We start from the raw sequence: 21,032 nt of genomic DNA, 5'->3' as shown, positions 1-21,032 counted from the left end.
GCGGCCGGGAGAAACGGCGCTCAGGCGTCGGCGCGCTTCACACGCGCCGACCGGTGCGCGCGAACCGCCCGCACCGCCATCTGCGCCCCGATGAAGGTGAGGAACACCGCGAAGAGGATGTTGCCGGCGAGGGGGTCGAGGAGGGTCGCGATGAGCGCGCCGAGCGCCGTCGTCGTGCACGCGGCGACACCCACCACCGCGGCGGCGACGAGATCGACGTTGCGACGGCGCGCGTTGCCGATCGTCCCCGAGATCGCGGTCGGGATCATCATGAGCAGCGACGTCCCCTTGGCGATGAGGTCGCTCGTCCCGAACAGGAACATGAGCGCCGGGACGACGATCACGCCGCCGCCGACGCCGAGGAGTCCCGCCATGATGCCGGTGAACAGGCCGAGTCCGGCGAGCCCGAATCCGATCCCCCAGCTCAGCTCGAGGGTCGCCTCGCGCGAGGGGACGACGATGAAGAGCATCACGATGACGACGAGGAGGAAGCCCACGAAACCCCACCGCAGCGCGTTCTGCGGGATGCGGGCGAGGAGCCAGCTGCCGATCTGCGCGCCGATGACGGCGCCCGCCGCCAGGATGAGTGCCGGGATCCAGGCGACCGATCCGGTCAGCGCGTACGAGATCACCCCGACGGATGCGGTCGGCACGATCGCCGCGAGCGACGTGCCCGCCGCGAGGCGCTGGTCGAAGCCGAGGAACAGGACGAGCAGCGGCACGATGACGGTGCCGCCGCCGACGCCGAACAGACCCGACAGGAGGCCGGCCGCGAGACCGACGCCGATGCAGGCGGTGTAGAAACGCGGCCCGCGGGCGACGCGCTCGGCGGGGGTCACTGTTCCACGAATTCGTCGATGACCCAGGAGCCGCCCTCGTTCACGAGGGTGTACTGGTAGCCGGTGCTGCCCGGGACCGGGGTCTCGAGCGGCTGACCGGTCGGATCCAGGACCTGGGTGTAGGACTCCAGCGTCTGGACGACGATCGTGTCGCCCTCGCGGGTCGTCGACAGGATGGCGACCTCGTAGTCCTCGACCGAATCGACGAACTGCTGCGCCGCGATCTCGAACTCGGCGCAGTCGGTGTACCCGGACGATGCGAGGTAGTCGCTGCTCAGCGTCGCCTGGTATGCGATGCAGTCGACGTCGTCCCACGCCTCGTCGTAGTCCTCCACGGCATCCGCGGCGGCGTCGGCGTCGGAGCCCTGGACGGACTCCTGCCCGGGTGCGGACCCGGGCGGAGTGAGGATGTCGCCGATGAAGCGGGGAATGAACACGGCCGCGAGGACGAGGAGCCCGACGACCACGACGCCGAGGGCGACGAAGACGATCCACAGCTTGGATCTCGGACGGTCGGAGCCGGCCGCGGGCGCGGCAGGCGCCGCCGCCGGGAACGAGCCGGTGCTCGCGACGACGCCGGCGGGCACCGTCGGAACCGGCGGCGCGACCGGAGCTGGGGACGCATCCGCTGTCGCGGGCTCGTCGGCGACGGGCTCGTCGGCGGCCGGCTCGGTCGCGACCGTCTCTGCGGCGACGGGCTCGGTGGCGACGGGCTCCGCCGTCGGCTCCGCGACGTGCGTGTGCTCGGTCCACTGCGCGCCGTCCCACCAGCGGAGTGCACCGTGACCGTCGTCGTACCAGCCGGGTGGGGTCGAAGTGGTCAACCGTGCCTCATCTCGCGTCGGGGCGGAGCTGTCCGCCGCGTCTCACCCTATCCCTCGACCCCCGCGTTCCCGGGCCCGGTGGCGGCGCCCGCGTGCTCCCCCGAGGCGGGTCCGGCGAGCTCGTCGGCATCCGCCGTCGCGGCTTTCTCGAACTGCGAGCGATACAGCCGCCAGTAGGCACCCTGAGCGGCGATGAGCCCCTCGTGCGTTCCCTTCTCGACGATGTCGCCGTGCTCCATCACGAGGATCAGGTCGGCGTCGCGGATGGTCGACAGTCGATGCGCGATGACGAACGACGTGCGCCCCTCGCGCAGGGCCGACATCGCCTGCTGCAGCAGCAGCTCGGTGCGGGTGTCGACGGAGCTCGTCGCCTCGTCGAGGATCAGCACCGCCGGCTGCGCGACGAACGCTCGGGCGATCGTGATGAGCTGCTTCTCGCCCGCCGAGACGTTCGCCGCATCCTCGTCGAGGACCGTGTCGTACCCCTCGGGCAGAGCGTGGACGAAACGGTCGACGCGGGTCGCCACGGCGGCCTCGACGATCTCGTCGTCGCTCGCGCTCTCGCGGCCGTACCGGATGTTCTCGCGGATGGTGCCGGCGAACAGCCATGGGTCCTGCAGCACCATGCCGGTGCGCGACCGCACGTCGTCGCGCGTGAGCTCGGCGATATCCTGACCGTCGAGCAGGATGCGCCCGCCGTCGAGCTCGTAGAAGCGCATGAGCAGGTTCACGAGCGTCGTCTTGCCCGCACCGGTCGGCCCGACGATCGCGACCGTCTGCCCCGGCTCGACCCGGAACGACAGGTCGCTGATGAGCGGCTTGTCGGGCGAGTAGGCGAACCGGACGTGCTCGAACTCGATGACGCCGCGACCACCCGCGACGCGCGGTGCGTCGTCGTCATCGGCATCCTGCTCGTCTTCGTCGAGCAGCTCGAAGACGCGCTCGGCCGATGCGGTGCCCGACTGCACGACCGCTGCCATGCCGCCGAGCTCCGACAGCGGCTGCGTGAACTGCTGGGAGTACTGGATGAAGGCCTGCACATCGCCCAGGCGCAGCTGCCCCGACGCGACCATGAGGCCGCCGAGCACGGCGATGCCGACGTAGGTCAGGTTTCCGATGAACATCATGCCGGGCATGATCAGCCCGGAAAGGAACTGCGCCTTGAACGCCGCCTCGAAGAGCTCGTCGTTCTCGGTCTCAAACTTCTCGCGCGCGTCCTGCTCGCGGCCGTAGACCCGGACGAGGGCGTGACCCGAGAACGATTCCTCGACGCGCGCGTTGAGCCGGCCGACCTTGCGCCACTGGGTCGCGAACGCCTTCTGCGAGCGCGGCCCGATCACACCGAAGATGACAGCCATGAGCGGCAGCGACACCAGCGCGACGAGGGCCAGCTGCCACGAGATCGAGAACATCATGAACAACACGCCCACGACGGTCAGCACGCTCGTCAGCGCCGTCGACAGCGACTGCTGCATCGTCTGGGTGATGTTGTCGATGTCGTTCGTGACGCGGGAGATGAGCTCGCCCCGCTGCACCCGGTCGAAGTAGGCCAGGGGAAGTCGATTGATCTTGGCCTCGACCGATTCCCGCAGGCGCCACATGGTCTTCACCATGATGATGTTGATGACGAAGCCCTGCAGCCACGTGAGGATCGCGGAGCCCACGTAGATCGCCAGCACGGATGCCACGACCCACTTGAGCCGGTCGAAGTCGACGCCTGCGCCGACCTGAAAGTTCTCCATCGCGCCGACGATGTTGGCGATGTCGCCCTGTCCGTTGGCATTCAGCGCGTCGACGACCGCCTGCTGGCTCGTGCCGGCCGGGAACTGATCGCCGAGGTTCTTCGAGACGATGCCCTCGAAGATGAGGTTGGTGGCGTTTCCGAGGATGCGCGGGGCCAGCACTGCGAGCACGACGCCCAGCGCGCCGAGCACGGTCATCAGGGCGAACACCGCCGCGTAGGGACGCAGTAGGCCGATCATCCGCAGGAAGCTCGGTCCGAAGCGGGCCGCTTTGCCGGGTGCAACGCTGTCCCAGTCGCCGGAGTTCTGGCGCGCCTGCTCGGCCATCTCGTGCTCGAGGCGCTCGTCCTCGGTCATCTCGGCGTCGGTCGCGCTCATGCGTCCACCCCCAGCTGCGACTGAACGATCTCGCGATAGGTCTCGTTGGTCTCGAGAAGCTCGGCGTGGGTGCCGACGCCGGCCATCCGTCCGTCGTCGAGGACGACGATGCGGTCGGCACCGGTCACGGTCGAGATGCGCTGGGCGACGACGATCTTCGTGACCGCCGGCAGCTCGCGCCAGAGCGCCTGGCGGAGGCGCGCGTCGGTCGCCAGATCGAGCGCGGAGAACGAGTCGTCGAACACGAGGATGTCGGGACGGCGGACGATCGCCCGTGCGATCGCGAGCCGCTGGCGCTGCCCGCCCGAGACGTTGGTGCCGCCCTGCGCGATCCGCGCATCGAGGCCGCCCTCCATCTCGGAGACGAAGTCGCGCCCCTGCGCGATCTCGAGCGCATGCCAGAGCTCGTCGTCGGTCGCCTCCTCGCGCCCGAACCGGAGGTTCGAGGCGACGGTGCCGGTGAAGAGGAACGCGCGCTGCGGCACGTACCCGATGCCGCCCCACAGCCCGTCGAGGTCCGCCTCGCGCACGTCCACCCCGGCGACGCGCACGGCGCCGCCGGTGACATCGAACAGGCGCGGCAGCAGCGAGACGAGGGTGGTCTTCCCCGCCCCGGTCGATCCGACCACCGCGACCGTCTCGCCCGGCTCGGCCCGGAAGGAGATGCCTTCGAGCACGGGCGCGTCGGCGCCCGGGTAGGTGAAGGCGACGTCGTCGAACTCGACGGACCCGGGCGTCGGGAACGTCGTCACGGGGTCGGCGGGACGCGTCAGCGCATCGGCCGAACCGAGGACCTCGCCGATGCGGTCGGCCGAGACCGCCGCCCGCGGGATCATGATCGTCATGAACGTCGCCATGAGGACTCCCATGAGGATCTGGCCGACGTACTGCATGAAGGCGAAGAGCGTGCCGATCTGAACCGACCCCTCGTCGACCTGGATGCCGCCGAACCAGATGACCCCGACGACGGTGACGTTCAGGACCAGCATCGCGAGCGGGAACATGAGGACGAAGAGCGACCCGACCTTCCGGCCGACGATCATGATGTCGGTGTTCGCCCCGCGGAAGCGCTCCTCCTCGATGGGCTCGCGCACGAAGGCCCGGACGACGCGGACGCCGGTGAGCTGCTCCCGCATGATCCGGTTGACGTTGTCGAGACGCACCTGGAAGACGCGGAAGAGCGGCACCATGCGGCTGATGATGACGCCGGCGATGACCAGCAGCAGCGGAACGGCCACGCCGATCAGCCAGCTGAGTCCGACGTCCTGCTGGAGCGCCATGATGATGCCGCCGATCGCGAGCAGCGGCGCCGTGACGAGCATCGTCGCGCCCATCATCGCGAGCATCTGCACCTGCTGCACGTCGTTCGTGTTGCGGGTGATGAGCGTGCCGGGTCCGAAGCGCGACACCTCGCGCTCGGAGAATCCGCTGACCTTCTCGAAGACGTCGCGCCGGATGTCGCGGCCGGTCGCCATCGCGGCGCGGGCGGCGCACAGGGTCGCGATGACCGACGCGACGATCTGGCCGAGGGCGATGACGAGCATCATCACGCCGCGCGACCAGATGTACCCGGTGTCGCCGCGGGCGACGCCGTTGTCGATGATGTCGGCGTTCAGTCGCGGGAGGTAGAGGGACGCCATCGCCGAGGCGAATTGGAAGACGAGCACACCGGCGAGAAGCCACCGGTACCTTCCGAGATAGCGGATGAGGAGCTTGCCGAGCATGCTGCGCCTCCGGGCGGGTTCGAGGGACGGTTCATGGTAGCGCCGGCCACCGACGGCCGACATCGCCCGCGTCGCCGCGACGGTGCGCCTGCGGCGAACGCCGCGACGACTCACAGCCCTCGCCGATGCCCCGGCGCTACGGTCGGAGCATGACGACAGGCGAGGCCCTGCCCCCGATCTCGATCGCGAACACCCTGCAGACGTACTCCCCGCAGCAGCTGCGCGATCTCCGCGACCAGTTCCAGCAGTTCCTGCTGGAGTACCGCTTCGGGATGCAGGAGATCGAGACCAAGCTCGGCATCCTGCGCGACGAGTTCCAGCAGCTGCACGACTACAACCCGATCGAGCACCTCTCGAGCCGCCTCAAGTCTCCCGACAGCATCGTGGAGAAGGTCGTGCGCAAGGGCGTCGATCCCGAGTTCGCCTCGATCCGCGAGAGCATCACCGACATCGCCGGCGTCCGCGTCACCTGCAGCTTCGTGCAGGACGCATACCGCCTGTTCGATCTGCTCACCGCACAGGACGACATCACCGTCCGGCTCGTGAAGGACTACATCGCCGAGCCGAAGCCGAACGGCTACAAGAGCCTGCACGCGATCGTCGAGGTCCCGGTCTTCCTCTCCACGGGTCGCATCACCGTCCCGGTCGAGGTGCAGTTCCGCACCATCGCGATGGACTTCTGGGCGAGCCTCGAGCACAAGATCTACTACAAGTACGCCGCCAACGTCCCGCAGGAGCTGCTGGCGGAGCTGAAGGATGCCGCCGAGACGGCGTCCGAGCTCGACGCCCGGATGGAGCGACTGCACCGCGAAGTGCGCCAGCGCCCGGCCGTCGTCCGCATCTGAGCACCGAGGGCGCGCAGGCGCACGATGTCCGCGGATGCGAACGGCGCCTGCGCGCTCTCGCGCGTTCGGGAGGTCAGTCCTCGGAGACGGTGATCTCGACGGGGATGTTGCCGCGGGTGGCGTTCGAGTACGGGCACACCTGGTGCGCGGCGTCGGCGAGCTCCTGTGCGACCGCGCGATCGACGCCGGGGAGGACGACCTCGAGCACGACCGAGAGGGAGAACCCGCCGGCATCCGTGGGGTGGATCTGGACCTGGCCGCCGACGGCCGACTCGCTCACGTCGACCTTCTTCGAGCGGGCGACCATCTGCAGCGCGGAGTGGAAGCACGCCGCGTAACCGGCGGCGAAGAGCTGCTCGGGGTTCGAGCCGTCGCCCGATCCGCCCATCTCCTTCGGGACGGCCATGTCGAGGTCGACGCGGCCGTCGGTGCTGCGGACGTGACCGTTGCGGCCGGCGCCGGTCGAGAGTGCTTCGGCGGTGTAGAGGGCGCTCATGCGTGCTCCTTCTTCTCGGGGGTGGTCGGGATGCCGCCGGCCGGGGCCGAACGGAGGTCTGCGGTCGTGTCGCGCATGCCGTCGGCGAGCGCGCCCAGCGCGTCGATGAGGTCCCGCGCGCTCTCGGCGGTGATGCCCATCCCCCGCGCGATGCACGCGGGGACGTGCGCGAGCTCGCCGCGCAGCGCGCGGCCGCGAGCGGTCAGCGCGACGGTGACGACCCGCTCGTCATCGGAATCGCGGGTGCGGTCGACGAGGCCGTCGCGGGTCATCCGGCGCAGCAACGGCGAGAGGGTCCCCGAGTCGAGATCGAGCGCCTCGCCGAGATCGCGGACGCTCCGGCCGTCGCGGGTCCAGAGGAGGACGAGCACGAGGTACTGCGGGTAGGTCAGGCCGTGCGGTTCGAGCAGCGCGGCATAGGCCTTCGTCGTCGCGCGGGAGGCCGCGTAGAGCGAGAAGCAGACCATGTGCTGCGTCGGTTCCATAGATGCATAGTACACAACTCGGTTGTGCGCAATCAATAGCGCCGAGAGAAGCGCCGGCAGCCGAAGCCGCCGGCGCTCGCATCCCGTCCGGTCAGGGCGTGGGCATGCCGCCGTTGACGTTGAGCGTCTCGCCCGCGACGTAGCTCGACTCCGCCGAGGCGAGGAAGACGTACGCCGGTGCGAGCTCGGCGGGCTGGCCCATGCGTCCGAGCGGGGTCTCCTCGCCGAAGCTGTCGATCTTCTCCTGAGGCTGTCCGTCGCTCGGCTGCAGCGGCGTCCAGATCGGGCCCGGCGCGACCGCGTTGACCCGGATCCCCTGCGGGGCGAGCTGCTGGGCGAGCGCCTTCGTGAAGGTGTTGATCGTCGCCTTGGTCGATGCGTAGTCGACGAGGGTCTCGGACGGCGAGTAGGCCTGGATCGACGTCGTGTTGATGATCGTCGATCCCGCGGACAGGTGCGGCAGGGCGGCCTTCGTGATCCAGAACATCGCGTACACGTTGGTCTTGAACGTGTCGTCGAACTGCTCGTCGGTGATGTCGGCGAGCGACTCCTGGAAGATCTGCTTGCCGCCGTTGTTCACGAGGATGTCGATGCCGCCGAGAGCCGAGACCGCGTCGGCGACGAGCCCGCGGCAGTACTCCGGATCGCGGAGGTCGCCCGGCAGCTGCGCGACCGTCACACCGGCCTCGCGCAGAATGCCGGCGATCCGCGCGGCGTCCTCCTCCTCCTGCGGAAGGTAGGAGATCGCGACGTCGGCACCCTCCCGGGCGAAGGCGATGGCGGTGGCTGCTCCGATGCCGGAGTCGCCACCGGTGATGAGGGCCTTCCGACCCGTCAGACGGCCGCTGCCGCGGTAGCTCTCCTCGCCGAGATCGGCCTTCGGGGTGAGATCGGCGTCGAGGCCGGGTTCGTCCATCTTCTGCTTCTCGGGCTCGATGTCCGAGTACAGCTCGGCGGGATTGACGAAGGTGTACTGGTCGCGGGACATGATGTCTCCTTTCCGTGGGGTGTGTCAGGTCTTGTGGGTCGCCGAGGCGCCCCGGGTCAGCGGCTGCCGAAGGTGTGCACGGGGCGGCCGGTCGCTCCCGGCCGCCAGCGGAAGATGCCTCCCGAGAGCGGGGCCTCGCGCAGCTGTGACTCCTCGAGGTTCTCGCGCGCCGAGCCGATGAGCAGCTGGTCGAGAGCGGGGCCGACGAAGGCGACCGAGGTCACGTTGGGCGCCGGAACGGAGACCTCGCGCGCGACCGACCCGTCGGCGTTCCAGTGCACGACCGATCCGTCGCCGTAGATGCCGTTGTAGAAGGTGCCGTCACTCGCCCGCACCAGGCCGTCGCTCATCCGGCCGACGAGGAACGGGGCGAGGTCGCCGAGCCTGCCGTCCGCCCCGTAGGCGCCTCGGTAGACGGTCGAGGTCGACGTGTCGGTGATGAACATCGTCGCCCCGTCGTCGTCCCATTCGAATCCGTTCGCGACGCCGAATCCGCCGCGGATGACGCTGACCGCGCCCGCGGCGTCGACGGACCACACGGCGGCAGCGGCGTCGTCCGAGGTCAGCTCCATCGCCCCGACGACGAAGCGTCCGAACGGATCGACCTTGCCCTCGTTCAGCCGCATGCCGTCGTGGCGATGCGGCAGACGAGCGAGTTCGCGATCGATGCGGCCTGCGGCATCCAGCAGCACGACGCTGTCCTTCAGGGCGGCGATGTATCCGCCGCCGACGGCCGGCTGGACCGCCGAGACGGGCGGCGGCAGCTCGACGACGCGGTCGTCGCCGCCGTCGCGCGACCCGTCCAGCGGTCCGCGGTGCAGGAGTCCCGCGGAGATGTCGACCCAGACGACCTCGTCGGTCCGCGCATCCCACCAGATGCTCTCGACGAGGATGGCGCCGGTGTCGCGGAAGACTTCAATCTCAGCCGTCACGGAGCTTCTCCTCGGGGATGACCTCGCGCATCGTGATCGCCGCGGCGAGGAAGGCGAGGTGGCTGAGCGCCTGGGGCGTGTTGCCCCAGGCCGAGCCGTCGTCGGCGTCGATCATCTCGGCGTAGATGCCGACGTCGTTGGCGAGCGGGATGAGCTGCGACATGAGCTCGAGCGCCTCGTCGTGCCGTCCGACGCAGGCGAGCGACTCGACACGCCAGAACGCGCACGCCACGAACGTCTTCTCCTCGTCCGACACACCGCTGTAGCGGTACATGAGCGGCCCGGCGCCGAGTTCCGCCGTGAGGGCGTCGATCGTCGTCGACATCCGCTCGCCCCGTTCGAAGCCGGTCGGCGCGTGCAGGAGGACCGAGGCGTCGAGTTCGTCGCCGCCCGCGTAGAACACGAACGCCTTCCGCTTCTCGGACCAGCAGTTCTCGTCGATCCAGAGCCGGATGCGGTCGCGCTCCGCGCGCCACCGGTCGGCGCTTCCCGGGATCGCTCCGCTTTCGGCGAGCGCCACCGCATCGTCGAGAGCCTTCCAGCAGCCCATCTTGGACGAGGTGTAGTGGCGCACCTCCGGCAACTCCCACATGCCGGAATCGGGGTTCCGCCAGAGGTCGCACGTGCGGTCGGCGACCCCGGCGAGCATGCGGGCCGTGCCGATGTCGAGGACGTTGCCGGCGTCGACGTAGGTGCGGCAGATCGCCATGAGGTCGCCGTAGACGCCGAGCTGAAGCTGCCCGCGAGCCGGATTGCCGGTGACGACGGGTCCGATCCCGTGCCACCCCGCGACCGGGTGCTCCTCGGCGTCGGGGACGAGTTCGCCGTCGAGGGTGTACATGACGTGCAGCTCGGGACCGTGCTCGCGGATCGTCCGCAGCATCCAGGACAGGGCCGCGTGCGTCTCTTCGCGCAGGCCGAACCGGACGAGCGCGTGCGCGGTGTAGGCGAGGTCTCGGACCCACGCGTGCCGGTAGTCCCAGTTCTTGCCGCCGTCCGGGTTCTCGGGGAGCGACGTCGTGGCCGCGGCGGCGATCGCGCCGGTGGGGCTGAAGATCAGGAGCTTCAGCGCGAGCGCGCTGCGCTGCACGTGCGGAGCCCACGGACCGTCGTACGAGAAGACCTCCGACCAGTGCTTCCAATTCTCGATCGTCCGGTCGATGCCGATGTCGACGTTGTACGGATCGGGCAGGTGCAGCGGCTCGTCGTGCGTCGCGGCGAGCGCGAGGAGGTGGCGCGAATCCGCCGCGGTCGTGAAGCGCCCGGTCAGCTGCGGACCCGACGTGCCGTCGGGGTCCGGCTCGTCGGGACCGTGCTCGAAGCCGACGAGCGCGATCGCCGTCTTCCCCGTGCGAATGATGTCGCCGTGCTGGGTGCGCTCGATCCACGGGGCGGCGGTCAGCAGCGACGCCCCGGGGTGGACGCGCCAGCGCATCTCGACGTCGCCGCGGATGCCGTCGATCCGGCGCGCGAGCTCGGCCCACGGCATCCGTCCGGCGACACCCGACACCATCGCATCGGTCACCCGGACCTGACCGTCCGCCGTCGTGAAGGTCGTCTCGAGGACGTTGGTGTCGGGGATGTAGCGACGCTCGGTCGTGAACTCGGATTCGGGTGCCAGTTCGAAGCATCCGCCCGTCTCGGCGTCGAGCATCCGCGCGAACGCGGGCATCGACGTCAGATCCGGAAGCGGCAGCCAGTCGACGCTGCCGTTCTGCGCGACCAGGGCGACCGTGCGGCCGTCGCCGATCGGCGCATAGGTCTCGATGCCGGCGGTCACAGATCCTCGGGGCCGAGGTCGCCCTCGCCCTCCTCGCCGAGCTCGGCGACGACCGGGTCCTCGCCCTGAGTCTCGGGCTGCACGCGGCTGACCGGGAGGTCTTCGGCGGGGATCTCGTCGTCGTCCGAGACGATCTCGGCGGGGTCGGCACCCGTGGCGGTGGCGGTGTCGAGCACGGCGGGGTCCACGCCGGCCTCGAGCGCGTCATCGATGGCCTCGGTCCGCTCCCACTCCTGCTGAGCGGGGTCGAGCGACGGATCCGCCTCGCTCGTGGCGTCGCCGTCGCGCAGCGGCTGCACGCCGGCATCCGCGGCGGGAGCGGGGCGGTCGAGGTCGTCGTTGAATGCGTTGGACATGCCTCCACACTCAGCGCGGGCGGCGAATCCGTCGAGCCACTTGCACCGGGTGCGGGGCCGCGCTAGAACGAGGCTGGCACCGCTCCTCAGGATCGCCCGGTGTCGTCCGATTACCCTGGAGGCTCCCCCTTTCCCCACCCCGGAGGTGCTCCGTGCCGTTCGCACGCATGCTGCTGGATGCCGGTCGCGGCGCTCTCATCGGAACCGTCGAGATCATCCCCGGGGTCAGCGGCGGCACTGTCGCTCTCATCGTGGGCGTGTACGAGACGCTCATCGCGTCGGCGGGGAGCCTCGCCCGCGGCGTCGCCACCGCCCTCGCCGACGGAGTCCGCGGGCGCGGGTTCGCACGCGCCGGCGCCCACTTCGCCGCCGTGCGCTGGGCGGTGGTCCTCCCCGTCGGTGTCGGAATGATCATCGCGGTGCTCGTGGCCTCGGCCGTCCTGGCGCCCGTGATCGAAGCCGAGCCGGTCGCGTCGCGCGCCCTGTTCGCGGGACTCATCATCGCCTCGCTCATCGTGCCGATCCGCATGGTCGGCGGCCGCTGGCGAGCACGGGAGTACGGCGTCGCCGTGCTCGGCGCGATCGCCGGCTTCGCCCTGACGAGCCTTCCGCACGTCGATCCCCTCGAACCGCCGCTGCCGGTTGTCGCCCTCGCCGCCGCCTTCGCCGTCTGCGCCCTCGTGGTGCCCGGGGTGTCCGGGTCGTTCCTGCTGCTGGCCGTCGGCATGTACGCGCCGACCCTCGCCGCCGTGAACGAGCGCGACCTGGTCTACCTCGGGGTGTTCGTCCTCGGCGCGATGATCGGCCTCGGCCTGTTCGTCTCGGTGCTGCAGTGGCTGCTCGAGCACCGCCGTCGGGTCATGCTCGCCACGATGACCGGCCTCATGATCGGCTCACTCCGGGCCCTGTGGCCGTGGCAGGACGAGAGCGGCCTGCAGGCGCCCGGTGGCGACCTCGTCCCCGTGGTGCTGCTGGTTCTGCTGGGCATCACCGCGGTGGGCGGCGTGCTGCTCGTCGAAGCGGCTGTGCTGCGCCGCGCCGCCGCTCGGCTGGAGGCGGGCGGCGCGGCGAGCCCCGATCCCCGTTCGGATGCCGCGGCCTGACGCACCGGCATCCGCTATCACACTCGTCCGGCGAACGCCGCCCCCGCGCACGTCCGCGACTCCCGTGACAGCGTGGCCGCATGATGGCCTCGATCCGCGCCGCTGCGCGCACCCTGAGCGATGATTCCGCGACGCTCCTGACCCGGGGCTACGGGTTCGGCGAGCGCATCTGGCACCGCGTCGGCTCGGGTGCACGATCCGCGCCCCTCGGTCTGCTGGGGAAGCCCGCGATGCTCACGCGCGGCGCGGAGGCCGTCGGGCTGTTCTACGACGAGTCCCGGATCCACCGCCACGGGGCGATGCCCGGCATCGTGCAGGAGACCCTGTTCGGGCACGGCTCGGTCCACAGTCTCGACGGGGACGATCACCGCCACCGCAAGGCGACCTTCCTCGACGTCGCCTACGAGGACGCGCAGGTCGAGCGCCTGTCGCCCCTCCTCGAGACGGAGTGGCGCGACGAGCAGACGGCCTGGCTCGAGGGAGGCGGGCGGTCCGCCTACGACGCCGCCGTCGGCGCCTTCGGGCGGGCGATCATGCGATGGGCGGGGCTTCCGGGCACACCGGCCGCGAAGACGCGTTGGTCGCGCCGTCTCGCGCAGATCGTCGACGGCTTCGGGGTCCCCTACTCCCCCGAGTACGTCGAGGCGTGGCTGAACCGGTCGTGGTCCGACCGGCACGCGCAGCGTCTCGTCGAGGCGGTGCGCGACGGCGACCTCGACCCGGCTCGCGGCACGGCGCTGCACGAATGGGCGTGGCATCGCGACCGGCAGGGCGTGCTGCTGCCGGCCCGGCTGGCCGGCATCGAGCTGCAGAACAGCATGCGCCCGATGATCGCGGTCGCGCGCTTCGTGGCGTTCGCGGCGAAGGAGCTCCACGACCGACCCGAATGGCGGGAGCGGATCGCGGCGGAGACGGCCGATCGAGGATCCCTCATCGGCGGCCCGCTCGCCGTCGCGTTCGCGCAGGAGGTCCGGCGGACGGCTCCGTTCGTGCCCATGCTTCCGGGACGTGCCGTCGAGGACATCGCGTTCGATGGGCAGCAGGTGCCTGCCGGCGGCCTCGTCGTCCTCGACATCCTCGGCACGGACCTCGACGACAGGTCGTGGGAGCGCGCCGATGCCTTCGCCCCGGAGCGCTTCATCGGGGTCGACGACTACGAGGCCCTGGCGGCCTTCATCCCCCACGGCGGGGCCGACGTGGCCACGGGGCATCGATGCCCGGGCGAGAAGCTGGCGATCGCGGGCCTCGCGTCCGCGATCGCCGCACTCAGCGACCCGCGCATCGAGATCGGCGGCGAGGGACTCGAGGTCGACCGACGGCGGCTGCCCACCAAGCCGGCCTCGGGAGGACGGGTGCGCCGGCGAGGGTCGCGCGACGCGGGCGACGCGTCCGGGGGCTCGGCGGCCGGCCGGGGGTGCCCGTTCCATCGGCGCTGAATCCGCCGACGACGGTCTGTGCGCGATCGTCGGCCCGCACTCACCCCGCCAGCGCGAGGGTGCGGCGGGCGGCGTCGACGAGTGCGGCGCCGTAGGCCGGCCCGTGCCCGGCGGCGTGGACGGCGAGCGGATGCAGCTGATGCACCGGTAGGCGCTCGCGCCAGCCCGCGCGCAGTGGTCGACGATCGTCGTAGGCGATGAGGACATCCTCGAGCCGGGGGCAGCCGAACAGCGCCAGCATCGCCAGATCCGTCTCGCGATGTCCGCCGTGCGCGGCGGGGTCGATGACGACGACGCCCTGCGGCGACCAGAGCACGTTGCCGCTCCACAGATCACCGTGCAGACGGGCGGGAGGCTCCCCGTCGTCGAAGGCTCCTTCGGCGATGCGCGCGCACGCGCGCTCGACGATCGCCGCATCGCGGGCTTCGAGGTTGCCCGCGTCGACGGCGGGAGCGAGGAACGGCTGCACGCGCTGCGCGGCGTAGAACACGCCCCACCGCGCGGACGGTAGCGCGGGCTGCGAGCGACGGCCGATGAAGATGTCGCCGCGCCACCCCGGCGGAGGAGCGCCGAAGGCGGCGGCGCCGGCGGCGTGCGTGTCGGCGAGCGCTGCTCCGAACGCGCGGGCGGCCGCGGCATCCGGTCGCCCTGTCGCGATCCGCTCGAGGGCGATGCGGCCCGGGCTGACCTCGACGACGTGCGCGGTGCGTATGCCCGCCGCGTCCGCAAGCCAGCGGAGACCGGCCGCCTCGGCCTCGAAGAATCCGTCGGGAGCGTCGGAGCGTTCCTTCACGAAGAGTTCCACACCCTCAGTCTGTCGCCGCGGCCTCCGTCTTCGGCCGTTGTCCCCCGAAGAGCCGACTCGACGCCCTCGCGGTGAGCGCTTAGCGTCGAAGGGACGACGTCGACGATCTCCCCCGGATCGCAGTGCCCCGGCCCCCCAGGTGCCGGGGCATTGTCTTTCACCTTGCTCTGCCGGCCGCGGCGTGGCCGCTACGAGCCGTGAGCCCCGACAGCCGCGAAGGCGAGCGATGTAACCGAGGGCTGTGCCTCGACGCTCAGAACGGCGGTGCCGGTTCGGGTGGGGGTCGCTCGGCGATGAACTCCGGAGTGAAGCACACCGACGGGACCGGGAGGTCTTCCCGGTAGACCCGGCCTGTCGGGGAAGTCCACTGAATCACCCCGCCGCCGAGTTGGAGGACGAGCCAGTCGGTGAACTGCTTCATCGAATGGTGTCGCTGGCACAGGTTGCACAGGTTCGACTCGCACGTCGGCCCGCCGAGGGCGTGGTCGATCGAGTGATCCAGTTCGCAGCGGATCGCGGGGAGGTGGCATCCGGGCCACCGGCAGTGCCGGTCACGGGCTTGCAGCATCCTCCGCAATGCGGCGGGTGGTCGGTACTGGTCGACGTGGGTCACGGTCTTGGTTCTGGCGTCGAGGTAGACCCGGTCCCACAGGGTGGCGTCCCCGGCGAGGGTCCGGGCGGTGTCCGCGTCGATCAGGCCGGCGCCGACGAGTTCGGCGGCGCGGTCGTCCTTGCCCGAAAGGGTGTCGGCCGTCACAACCAGCTGCACGCGGGCGCGGATCGCGCCGAGCGAGGTCTTCCCGTCCACTCCGTGGGCGGGGTCGACGGCGGGTCCGCCGGTGAGGCCGAGGTCGCAGAGCACGTCCGCTCGGACCTGCTGGCGGGTGCGCGTGTCGGCCTCGTGCTCCTCACCTGCGGTACGGGCTTCCGCAGTTGCTTCCTTGGACGCGTCGATCGTCGAGGCGACCATCTGGTTGAGCCGGTCATCGATCGCCACGAGCAGCGTTGTCGCCCCGCGGAGCGTCAGTTCCGACATCCCGTCGCCGAGGTCCCGCAGGTACACACCCCGGTCGGCGACAGCCGCTTTGTGGCGTTCTGCGAAGGTGCGTGCGGTGAAGTGCTGCGCCAACGACTCCAAAGCGCCGTGAACCCGCGCGGGCACATCCCGCTCCGCCACCGCGATGGCGGCTTCCTGCCACTCGTCGTGGTTCTCGTCCGGGATGTTCCGCCCCAGCTTCACGATGTCGTCGACGTGACGCGTCGTCAGCCGGCCCTGTTCCCACGCGGCGAGCACGAGAGGGTTCCCGTCGACGATCTCCAACGCCCGGCCGATCTCGTTCTGCACCCGACGGTCCCCGCACCGTGCGATCGCGGCGAACTCCGCCGCGACAGCCCGCAGCTGCATGTCGGTCTCGCGGCCGAGCAGCCCGTTTCGGCGCGACATCGACAGAGCCTCACGGCCGAGGACGGCCAGTTTGCGCAACCGGGCGATATCGGCAGCATCCTGAGCCCGAACCACATCGAGCACGCCGTCGAGCTCGGCGCGGATGCGCACCCACGACTCCTCGTCGCTGCCCGATCGGTTCGTCCTCATGTCTGACATGATGCCATGGGCCACCGACACAGTATCGAACATGCGTACGAACTGTGAGAAGCGTGTCTGCGTCTATCCCTGGGGAGGGTGCTCGTGGCGTCCTGCTGGTGGTTGCCCACGATCGAGTTGACGCTGCCGCCGGACAGCCGTCTGCCGTCGATGACAACGTCCCGAGGCCGACCCGACGGCGCGCAAGCGCGCTCTGAGGGCGTCACTTGCGCGGGTCCACGATCAGCCACCCCGGCCACAACGGAAAACCCCCGCCGGAGCGGGGGTTTCGTTCTGTAGCAGGAGCGGGGCTTGAACCCGCGACCTCACGATTATGAGTCGTGCGCTCTCACCAACTGAGCTACCCTGCCGCGATGCATCCGGCTGCGCCGGTGATGCTGCGAGCCCCGAGTCAGGATTGAACTGACGACCCCTTCCTTACCATGGAAGTGCTCTGCCACTGAGCTATCGGGGCGTGCTGCCTGCGAGCAGGCAACCAGAAAATAATACCATCCCGCCGGCGGTGATTCGAACCGAGGTCAGCCGGCCGTGTGCTCCTGGAGCCACGCGATCGGGTCGGTCTGCGTCGTACCGCCGAGGAGCACCTCGAGGTGCAGGTGCGGCCCCGTCGACTTGCCCGTGCTGCCCACCTTGCCGATGACCTGACCGGCCGCGACGGTGTCGCCGACCTCCACGTCGAGCGAGCCGTACTGCATGTGCCCATACCGGGTCGAGACCAGCTGACCGTCGACCTCGTGGTCGATGACGACGGTCACGCCGTAGTCGCCACCCGCCTCCGTCGCGATCCGCACGGTGCCCGCAGCGACCGCGTGGATCTCGGCGCCGGCGCCGGGCGTGAGATCGGTTCCGCGGTGCGGACGCGAGAACTCCGACAGGTACGAGACAGACCCGAACGCGGCCGAGATCGGCACACCCACGGGGAACGGCCACTGGATCGCGGCGTTCGGATCGTTCACCCAGGTGCCGGCGAAGATCGTCACACCGGAATCCGCGGCGATCTTCGAGACCGAGGTGACGTCGAAGTTCTCGCTGCGGTCGAATGTCACGCCCGGCGTCGACGACGACACGTAGGCCTGGATCTCCTCCGGCTGCACCGTCGGCGCCGCGGCCTGGGTCACGTCGGCGGAGATGTCGCGACCGGTGTCGCCCGAGGCGAACACGGCGACGGCCGGGCTCGTGAGCCCGAGGGCCAGTACGCCGACGGCAGCGGCGGCCCCGACGGAGACGGATGCCGTGGCCACCCGCCGGGCGATGCGCCCGCGCCGCGCGCGGGCAGCGGTGGCGGCTTCGGCGGCGGCTTCACTCGACTCGCGCTCGACGATCGCCTCGGCGGCGATCTGCACCGGGGTCTGCGCGGTGAACGAGAACAGGCGCGAGGCGAACTCGAACTCGTCGACGACGCTGTCGTCGGGAAGCGGCGCGGGCGCGGGGATGTCGTCGACCGGAGACGGCTCATCACCGGATGTCGCGGTCGCCGCGGGGCCGAACGATTCTCCCGCCGGCGCCGCAGGCACGTGGTCATGACTCTCTGCGCGCGAGCGGCGACGGCGGGGCTCCGGCGCGACGAACTCGGCTCCGGCGCGCGCGTCACCGTCGACGACCGTCAGAACGATCTCCTCGGCGTCGGCGTCGGTCTCGACCCCGGCCTCGGCGGTGCGCACACCGTCGATGCCGGACGCAGCGTCGGTCGGGGTCGCCGACGGCGGCTCGGTCGACGCCTGCGCCGCTTCCGCGGCCTCGGCCGCCTGCGCAGCGAGCCGGCGCCACTGCGCGCGGGTCAGCGGCGTCCGGGAGACCGGAGACTCGTCGAGACCTGTCGCATCCGCGGGTGCGGGTGCCCCGGCGGCCGACTGCGCGGAGGCAGCGGCGGCGGGAGTGGTCTCAGAAGTCAAATCGCAGGGCTCTCGAAAAAGCGCGCGCGAAGGCGCAGCAGAGGATCAACAGGCTCGTTCGTCGTTTCGCTCGGGTAGCGAAGATAACGAACGGATAAACACTAACGACTCATGCCTGAGAATGCGATCCACGGCTCAGGATTCGTGGAAAACCCTCTCCGACAGCGCGGCATGGAGGGCGCCCGAGGCGGCGATCGTCATCGCCCGACTCGGCGCCTCGCCCGGCAGACCACCCACGACACCACCCGCTTCGCGCACCAGCAGCGCGCCGGCGGCGTGGTCCCAGGGCTGCAGTCCGCGTTCGACGTATCCGTCCAACCGCCCGGCAGCGACGTAGGCGAGGTCGAGCGATGCCGCGCCGGCGCGGCGGATGTCCCGCGCCACGGGCATGATGCGCGCGAGCCGCGCGAGGTCGCCGGCATGGGTCGCGGGGTCGTAGCCGAACCCGGTGGCCAGGAGCGCGCCGGCATCCGTCGGATCCGACACCGCGAGGCGGCTCTCCCCCAGCCACGCTCCCCCGCCCCGCTCGGCACGGAAGAGTTCGTCGACGGCGGGCGAGAAGACGACGCCGACCAGCGCCTCCCAGTCCTCCGGGCGCGGCTCCCTCTCGACGACGGCGATGCTCACGGCGTAGTGCGGGATGCCGTAGGCGTAGTTCACGGTGCCGTCGATCGGGTCGACGACCCACGTCAGTCCGCTCGCGCCGCGCTCGGCACCGGATTCCTCGCCGAGGAAGCCGTCCTCCGGACGCGCCGCCGCGATGCGACCCCGGATGAGGCCCTCGACCTCGCGGTCGGCCTCGGTGACGATGTCGGCGAGCGCGGATTTCGTCGCGGCGATCGCGACGCCCTCGGTGCGCCGGCGTCGCGCGAGCGCACCCGCCTCGCGCGCGATGTCGACGGCCAGGGTCGCGAGATCTCGGGAATCCACCATGCCTCAACGCTACGCCGCGAGGTCGAGGCCCCGCGCCACCCGGGTTCGGCGACCTCGCGAGGATGCCGTTCGCTCCGGAACGCGGTCGGTCAGCGCAGTACGGTCAACGCGGTGCGGTCGGGGGCTGGGGCCGATCGCCCGATGCCGGCGCGGCCGGCGGCGCCGGCGGGGCGGCCGCTGCGGCCTGAGCCGGAATCGCCGGGGGCGGCGGATACCCCTGGTAGGCCTGCGGCGAGGGAGCCTGCGCGGGCGCCTGCGGGCTGTAGGCCTGCTGCTGCGCCGCCGGGTAGGTGGGACGGCCCGTGTAATAGGCCTGCCAGTCCGGTGATCCATCGGGCAGCACCGGCAGCGGGGTGCGGCCGTCGGCGTAGGTCGGCCACGCGGGCGCGACAGGCTTCGGGGCCCGGGGCATGAGCAGCGCGTTCACGAGGGGCACGAGCGCCGTGCCGACCGCGGCGAGGATCGTGAGCGCGACGACGACGCGCCAATAGATCGGCAGGAAGGTGACGTAGTCCTCGACGATGAGCGGCACGATCAGCATGACGGCGACGATCGCGACGAAAGCGATCGTCACGTAGGTCACGACGGAGAGGAACGTCGTGGGGTTGCGCGCATAAGCACGTGCGAAGAGGCGGAGGTGCAGCATCCCGAGCTGGAGGATCAGCACGATCAGCAGGAACTTCATGAACCGCTCGTACTCCCAGCCGAACGACCCGGCGGGCTGGGGCAGCCAGATCATCACGGCGCCGATCAGCAGGATAACGACCCACACGACCATGCTGGTGAGCGAGAACCACGCGGGACGCTTCGGCGCGAGGTGCGACTCGAGGATGGCGATGCCCGCGAAACCCGCGAGCAGCAGAACAGTGAGGAAGGCGCGGGCGATGATGCCCGTGCCGGATCCGATCAGCACCCACACGACGCAGACCAGGGCGGCGGCGATGAGCGCACCGATGGCGACCCAGATGGCGGCGCGCAGCAGCTTGTTCGATTCCGGAGATGTGATGGGCTCGCTCATGGGCCGGGTTCCTTCCGCTGGGACCCTCCTCATCCTGGCACGACCGCCCGAACGGGTCGATGGACTATCCCCACCGGGCCCCGCAGCACCCGATGAACGACGAAAGCCCCCGTGCGGGGGCTTTCGTATCGTGGCGAGTGAGGGATTCGAACCCCCGAATGCAATGCAGTCTGATTTACAGTCAGATCCCTTTGGCCGCTTGGGTAACTCGCCAGTGCGCACCCGCCCGGCTTTTTCAGTCGACCGGAGGCGCGAGAACCCATATTACCCCGCGCGACGGGGTGCCACGAACCACCCCCGGCGTGGGCGCCGGGGAGCGGCATCCATCGGTTACAGCGCCTCGGCGATCACGCGCGCGACGAAGGCCTCGGTACGGTCGCGGGTGCCGTCGATACGGCGGTCGACGCTCGCGCGGACCTCGCTCGGCGCGAGCGGCGGCGCGATGCGGACGTTGTCGTGGCAGCCGAGGTCGGCGCAGATGTACGTGCCGACGGTGTCGCCGGCTTCGCCCGCCCGCCCCGCCTTGCGCGCGCTGAAAAGCGAGACCTGATTGCCCGGCTGCATCGTGTGGCAGAGGTTGCACAGCGCCGACCGGGCACGCGAACTGCCCTCCGCGGCCCGGAGCACGATGCCGACAGGCCCGTCCTCGTGCTGCGTGATGACGTAGGCCCGTCCGCGTGAATCCGGGTCGCGCCAGGCGAGGAAGTCCAGGTGATCCCAGTCGAGCAGGATGAAATCGATGGGCAGGGCCGCGATCCGACGGTCATCGGCGCTCGCGTTGACGAACGACGCGCGCACTTCTTCTTCGGTCAGAGCTTGCACGGCGTCAATTCTACGAAGCCGATCCGGAACG

19 protein-coding genes and 3 tRNA genes are annotated in these 21,032 nt (G+C 70.5%); 3 read left to right on the top strand and 19 right to left on the bottom strand.

Features of this window, described 5'->3' with window-relative positions:
- Window positions 1–20: 20 nt before the first annotated feature.
- The 4 genes from F6B42_RS05305 to F6B42_RS05290 are packed head-to-tail and all read right to left on the bottom strand — an operon-like array spanning window position 21 to window position 5,507.
- Entirely contained in the window at window positions 21–839 is an 819-nt protein-coding gene (locus F6B42_RS05305) for a sulfite exporter TauE/SafE family protein (RefSeq protein ID WP_150418492.1), read from the bottom strand.
- Window positions 836–1,663: a DUF2510 domain-containing protein gene (locus F6B42_RS14945; protein WP_223878357.1), complete on the bottom strand. Its 828-nt coding sequence runs from the start codon at window positions 1,661–1,663 to the stop codon at window positions 836–838. The genes F6B42_RS05305 and F6B42_RS14945 overlap by 4 nt, the downstream gene beginning before the upstream one ends.
- Window positions 1,664–1,710: 47 nt before the next feature.
- Window positions 1,711–3,783, bottom strand: coding sequence for an ABC transporter ATP-binding protein (locus tag F6B42_RS05295; protein WP_150418491.1), 2,073 nt, complete (start codon window positions 3,781–3,783; stop codon window positions 1,711–1,713).
- Window positions 3,780–5,507 (bottom strand): ABC transporter ATP-binding protein, encoded by a 1,728-nt coding sequence (locus tag F6B42_RS05290; RefSeq protein WP_150418490.1) that lies wholly within the window; start codon window positions 5,505–5,507, stop codon window positions 3,780–3,782. Before F6B42_RS05290 ends, F6B42_RS05295 begins: the two co-directional genes overlap by 4 nt.
- Before the next feature lie 149 nt (window positions 5,508–5,656).
- Here F6B42_RS05290 and F6B42_RS05285 point away from each other — a divergent pair, with 149 nt between their 5' ends.
- Entirely contained in the window at window positions 5,657–6,352 is a 696-nt protein-coding gene (locus tag F6B42_RS05285; RefSeq protein WP_150418489.1) for a GTP pyrophosphokinase, read from the top strand.
- Window positions 6,353–6,425: 73 nt separating this feature from the next.
- On the opposite strand, the gene F6B42_RS05280 is transcribed toward F6B42_RS05285, so the two are convergent.
- The 6 genes from F6B42_RS05280 to F6B42_RS05255 form a co-directional block, all read right to left on the bottom strand.
- A complete protein-coding gene (locus tag F6B42_RS05280) occupies window positions 6,426–6,848 on the bottom strand; it encodes an organic hydroperoxide resistance protein (RefSeq protein ID WP_150418488.1) in 423 nt (140 codons plus the stop codon).
- Complete coding sequence (locus F6B42_RS05275; RefSeq protein WP_223878356.1) at window positions 6,845–7,333, bottom strand: MarR family winged helix-turn-helix transcriptional regulator; 489 nt, start codon at window positions 7,331–7,333, stop codon at window positions 6,845–6,847. The genes F6B42_RS05280 and F6B42_RS05275 overlap by 4 nt, the downstream gene beginning before the upstream one ends.
- 91 nt (window positions 7,334–7,424) lie before the next feature.
- Complete coding sequence (locus F6B42_RS05270) at window positions 7,425–8,321, bottom strand: SDR family oxidoreductase (protein WP_150418487.1); 897 nt, start codon at window positions 8,319–8,321, stop codon at window positions 7,425–7,427.
- A 56-nt stretch (window positions 8,322–8,377) separates the two neighbouring features.
- Window positions 8,378–9,253, bottom strand: coding sequence for an SMP-30/gluconolactonase/LRE family protein (locus F6B42_RS05265; protein ID WP_150418486.1), 876 nt, complete (start codon window positions 9,251–9,253; stop codon window positions 8,378–8,380).
- Entirely contained in the window at window positions 9,243–11,033 is a 1,791-nt protein-coding gene (locus F6B42_RS05260; RefSeq protein WP_150418485.1) for a glycoside hydrolase family 15 protein, read from the bottom strand. The genes F6B42_RS05265 and F6B42_RS05260 overlap by 11 nt, the downstream gene beginning before the upstream one ends.
- The gene (locus tag F6B42_RS05255; protein WP_150418484.1) at window positions 11,030–11,389 is read right to left on the bottom strand and encodes a sugar ABC transporter ATPase; all 360 of its coding nucleotides are present in this window, start codon (window positions 11,387–11,389) and stop codon (window positions 11,030–11,032) included. Before F6B42_RS05255 ends, F6B42_RS05260 begins: the two co-directional genes overlap by 4 nt.
- Before the next feature lie 152 nt (window positions 11,390–11,541).
- Between F6B42_RS05255 and F6B42_RS05250 the strand changes: the two genes are divergently transcribed.
- Window positions 11,542–12,492 carry a DUF368 domain-containing protein gene (locus F6B42_RS05250; protein WP_223878355.1) on the top strand — a complete coding sequence of 317 codons (951 nt, stop codon included), beginning with the start codon at window positions 11,542–11,544 and terminating at the stop codon, window positions 12,490–12,492.
- An 80-nt stretch (window positions 12,493–12,572) separates the two neighbouring features.
- A complete protein-coding gene (locus F6B42_RS05245) occupies window positions 12,573–13,928 on the top strand; it encodes a cytochrome P450 (RefSeq protein ID WP_223878354.1) in 1,356 nt (451 codons plus the stop codon).
- Between the two features lie 40 nt (window positions 13,929–13,968).
- Here the strand turns inward: F6B42_RS05245 and F6B42_RS05240 are convergent, their stop codons facing one another.
- The 9 genes from F6B42_RS05240 to F6B42_RS05200 form a co-directional block, all read right to left on the bottom strand.
- Window positions 13,969–14,733, bottom strand: a complete 765-nt coding sequence (locus tag F6B42_RS05240; protein ID WP_150418483.1) for a fructosamine kinase family protein — start codon at window positions 14,731–14,733, stop codon at window positions 13,969–13,971.
- A gap of 253 nt (window positions 14,734–14,986) precedes the next feature.
- Window positions 14,987–16,327, bottom strand: a complete 1,341-nt coding sequence (locus F6B42_RS05235; RefSeq protein WP_223878353.1) for an HNH endonuclease — start codon at window positions 16,325–16,327, stop codon at window positions 14,987–14,989.
- Window positions 16,328–16,612: 285 nt separating this feature from the next.
- Window positions 16,613–16,686: transfer RNA gene (locus F6B42_RS05230), tRNA-Met, on the bottom strand.
- Window positions 16,687–16,718: 32 nt separating this feature from the next.
- A tRNA-Thr gene (locus F6B42_RS05225) sits at window positions 16,719–16,790 on the bottom strand.
- A 64-nt stretch (window positions 16,791–16,854) separates the two neighbouring features.
- Window positions 16,855–18,228, bottom strand: a complete 1,374-nt coding sequence (locus F6B42_RS05220) for a M23 family metallopeptidase (protein ID WP_223878352.1) — start codon at window positions 18,226–18,228, stop codon at window positions 16,855–16,857.
- A 135-nt stretch (window positions 18,229–18,363) separates the two neighbouring features.
- The gene (locus F6B42_RS05215; protein WP_150418482.1) at window positions 18,364–19,161 is read right to left on the bottom strand and encodes an inositol monophosphatase family protein; all 798 of its coding nucleotides are present in this window, start codon (window positions 19,159–19,161) and stop codon (window positions 18,364–18,366) included.
- Window positions 19,162–19,264: 103 nt separating this feature from the next.
- Complete coding sequence (locus F6B42_RS05210) at window positions 19,265–20,179, bottom strand: hypothetical protein (protein ID WP_191089265.1); 915 nt, start codon at window positions 20,177–20,179, stop codon at window positions 19,265–19,267.
- A 131-nt stretch (window positions 20,180–20,310) separates the two neighbouring features.
- A tRNA-Tyr gene (locus tag F6B42_RS05205) sits at window positions 20,311–20,392 on the bottom strand.
- Window positions 20,393–20,509: 117 nt separating this feature from the next.
- The gene (locus F6B42_RS05200; protein WP_150418481.1) at window positions 20,510–21,001 is read right to left on the bottom strand and encodes an FBP domain-containing protein; all 492 of its coding nucleotides are present in this window, start codon (window positions 20,999–21,001) and stop codon (window positions 20,510–20,512) included.
- Window positions 21,002–21,032: the final 31 nt, after the last annotated feature.

It is taken from the genome of Microbacterium radiodurans, from assembly GCF_008710705.1.
Classification (GTDB): domain Bacteria; phylum Actinomycetota; class Actinomycetes; order Actinomycetales; family Microbacteriaceae; genus Microbacterium; species Microbacterium radiodurans.
The sequence above is the reverse complement of the archived record's forward strand: the minus strand, read 5'-3'. Positions and strand labels throughout refer to the sequence as shown.